This is a genomic window from Pectobacterium hainanensis, assembly GCF_046237015.1.
Classification (GTDB): domain Bacteria; phylum Pseudomonadota; class Gammaproteobacteria; order Enterobacterales; family Enterobacteriaceae; genus JBJYIN01.
In genome coordinates this window covers 1-2,789 of sequence record NZ_JBJYIN010000035.1, presented here as the reverse complement: position 1 = coordinate 2,789, position 2,789 = coordinate 1, and the positions used below count along the sequence as shown (strand labels likewise).

The window sequence follows — 2,789 nt, the reverse complement described above, 5'->3', positions numbered from 1 at the left end:
TCTCTGAAATGTCAGATTGTATTTTTATGTGATTGTTCGCGCAAACCTGGGTTTGGGCGATGCGGCGACGCATGATGCTCAGTCGTCATATACTGATGCTACACCGGGTAGAATATTAAAAGTCGGCGCGTTTGGGTTGGGGGGTGCATGCATATTTTTAAATTCCGTCAACCATGAAGAATATTTCAATGCATCTACCCCGAGCGGTTTTTACACATCGAGCGGCAATCCTACAATCACAAAATTGCCGACCGGTTTTATTGACACGTTTATCGAATGGCGCAAAACACATATATATGCCAGCGGCGTGTACGGAAGACTAAGTGTTACAGCATTTTTAAGCGGTGCTGTTGGGCACAGGACGATTTCGCGGGAATGGAGTTCAGTGACTGGCTGGTCTGATTGGTTTGAAGAATGGAATTCAAAAAGCCTACCTAATCCGATGACGCTTGATACAGAGCAAACAATTACAAGAGCCAAGACATTTTTACCGAATGTATCTGACCCTATTCGATTGAGAATGTATGGGGTGAGCTCACTATCTATGATACGAGGGTTAGATTTCGAGGGTAATCCACTTTGGTTTATGGGAAAAGCAGAATCCGCAAACAAGAATATTCGGATTCACAGTAATCTTGGTGACAACTTTATAAGCTTGCTAGAAAATGGAAATATATTAATCCGGCCTAATAAAGTAGGAAGTAAAACAGTTATTGATGGAAGTTCTGAATTCTCGCAAAAAGTCAAATGCTTGAGAAACTACGCTGCGTTTTTGCTAGAAACAAATCTAGTTGCCGATGGGGTTATGGGACGCATTGCGGCAATAGAATATGAGGGTGCTACAAGTATTGCGTTCTTACGCCGCTCTTCTCAGGAGGTTTCAGCCGGGCAGCAGCGAGTTGTATTACCCATGTCTGGTAACGGCACTATTCTTGTGTCCGGTATCAATGCAACTGTAGACGCTAGCGGCTACTACAAATCCGCATCGCCCGTTATTAACATTTACGCTGACGGCTCATTCACGACAACAGACGAGGCGGAAGGAGTCAGTGTAGAGCGACTCAGTGAAGGTGTTTATAAGATTACCGGTTGTCAGGGTATGCACCCGGATGCAGCCTGGAACGGCATAGACGGAGGGATTGCTAACCCTAAATGCCGCAATGACAAAGCGTTGCTGTGGAACAATTATGAAGTAGATGAAGATGGTTCTATCACGGTTCACACATTCCACCGTGTACACCCCGATGCTATGCCGTTTGCACAGAACAGGCTGACACTCGACAAAGAGCCGTTTGACCCTAAGAAGGGGCACAAGCTGGAAGACACCTGGCCGGATCAATCGCCTATCGACGTGCCGCACGGTCTATTCATTCAAGTGCGCGTTAACATGCCTGAGAGTGAAGAACCGAAACTAGCAATCATAAGCAGCAATGTTTACTGTAATACTGTCAGCCCAACCGCTTAAATCGTATTTAAATACACGTTGCTATGCAAAATCACTGGTTTATCAATAACAGGTGCTGGCATTTGCACTCGAACATCAACCCATCGCCCATCTGGAATATCAACTGGTTGACCGTTTTCAATGCCATCTATATTGTTTTGTGCAAATTTAGGTGAGTCCTGATGTGTGCGGTGATACGTTTTAATAATGATAGAACCGTCTGATTCAACACTCGAATTTACCCAAATTAGCGGCTGTTTATTGCTGTCGGTCGGTATCTCAATACCACCATCGATACCGCCCCACGCAGGATCAGAATTGAATCCCAGGCAACCAGAAACGCGGTAAATGCCAACATCAACACGCTCAGTTAGAACGCCCATGGCTTCATCTGTTAACTCGCTAGTACCATCAGAAAATAATTTTACGACTGGGGACGCAGCTTTATAGAACCCATTTGCGTCTACAGTGGCATTACCACCTGTGACGAGGATGTTTCCGTCTGTCGGAATGGCAAGTCGTGCAACACGCTGTCCTGTTGTTGAACCTGAACCATCACGGGCAAGAAAAGTAAGACCTGTGCCGCTAGCAGTTGTTTCTATTTTTGTTAAGCGCCCCACTGAAGATGAAGGGATTGATAATGATTCCATTAACAAACCAGCAAACCCTGAGCGGACATTTTTAAGAACGCCGCGAATGTCGATATATTTTTGTTCATCGGAGGTAATAATATTAATGTGACCAGCATCGGAAACGCCTACATAATTATTACCCCCAACATTATTACAAAAACGTATTTCCCCAGCAGTACCTTTGCCTAACCACCAGTGTGGGTTATTATTAAACAAATTACCACGTAGAATGTAATTACTTCCATCTGCAAATTGCTTTAAAATAATTTGCTCTGGAGAGTTTCTACTAAATGTTTTTATACCAGATACTAGTTGAGAAGTATCAAGCGTCATTGGATTGGATAGATTGCTATTATCCCACACCTCTTTCCATGGCGTAGTGGCATCCTCTGGCGCGGCAACTGTTGACCATCTATATCTTAATTTTCCCGGCGTACCACCCTGCTGTTCACTAGTTACAAACACCTGAACACGACGCCCAACGCCGTTGTAGTTCGCCTCAAAACCACAACCAATGCCGTTCAGTCCTAAATACTTCAGTGAATCAGACCCTTTAGACATGGCTATAAATTGATTACGACTCGTTGGTAAAACATCAGTCTGTAAACCAACTCCCCAAGCACCGTTAATTAAAATAGAACCAAGAGTGGGGTCATAGGGAGTAGTCTGCACGTCATGCACAGCCCCGTCTTTCAAACCCAGGTTTGCGCGAA

The 2,789-nt window shown here is 44.5% G+C and carries 2 protein-coding genes; one reads left to right on the top strand and one right to left on the bottom strand.

What is annotated here, in order from left to right; genetic code table 11:
• The first annotated feature begins 28 nt into the window (after positions 1 to 28).
• On the top strand, positions 29 to 1,465 hold the full coding sequence (locus ACKPVM_RS20370; RefSeq protein WP_409311570.1) for a phage tail fiber protein: 1,437 nt from the start codon (positions 29 to 31) through the stop codon (positions 1,463 to 1,465).
• Here the strand turns inward: ACKPVM_RS20370 and ACKPVM_RS20365 are convergent.
• Positions 1,462 to 2,789: phage tail fiber protein (locus ACKPVM_RS20365; RefSeq protein ID WP_498044286.1), on the bottom strand; the 1,328-nt coding region annotated here is incomplete at its 5' end. The two genes, ACKPVM_RS20370 and ACKPVM_RS20365, sit on opposite strands and share 4 nt — an antisense overlap.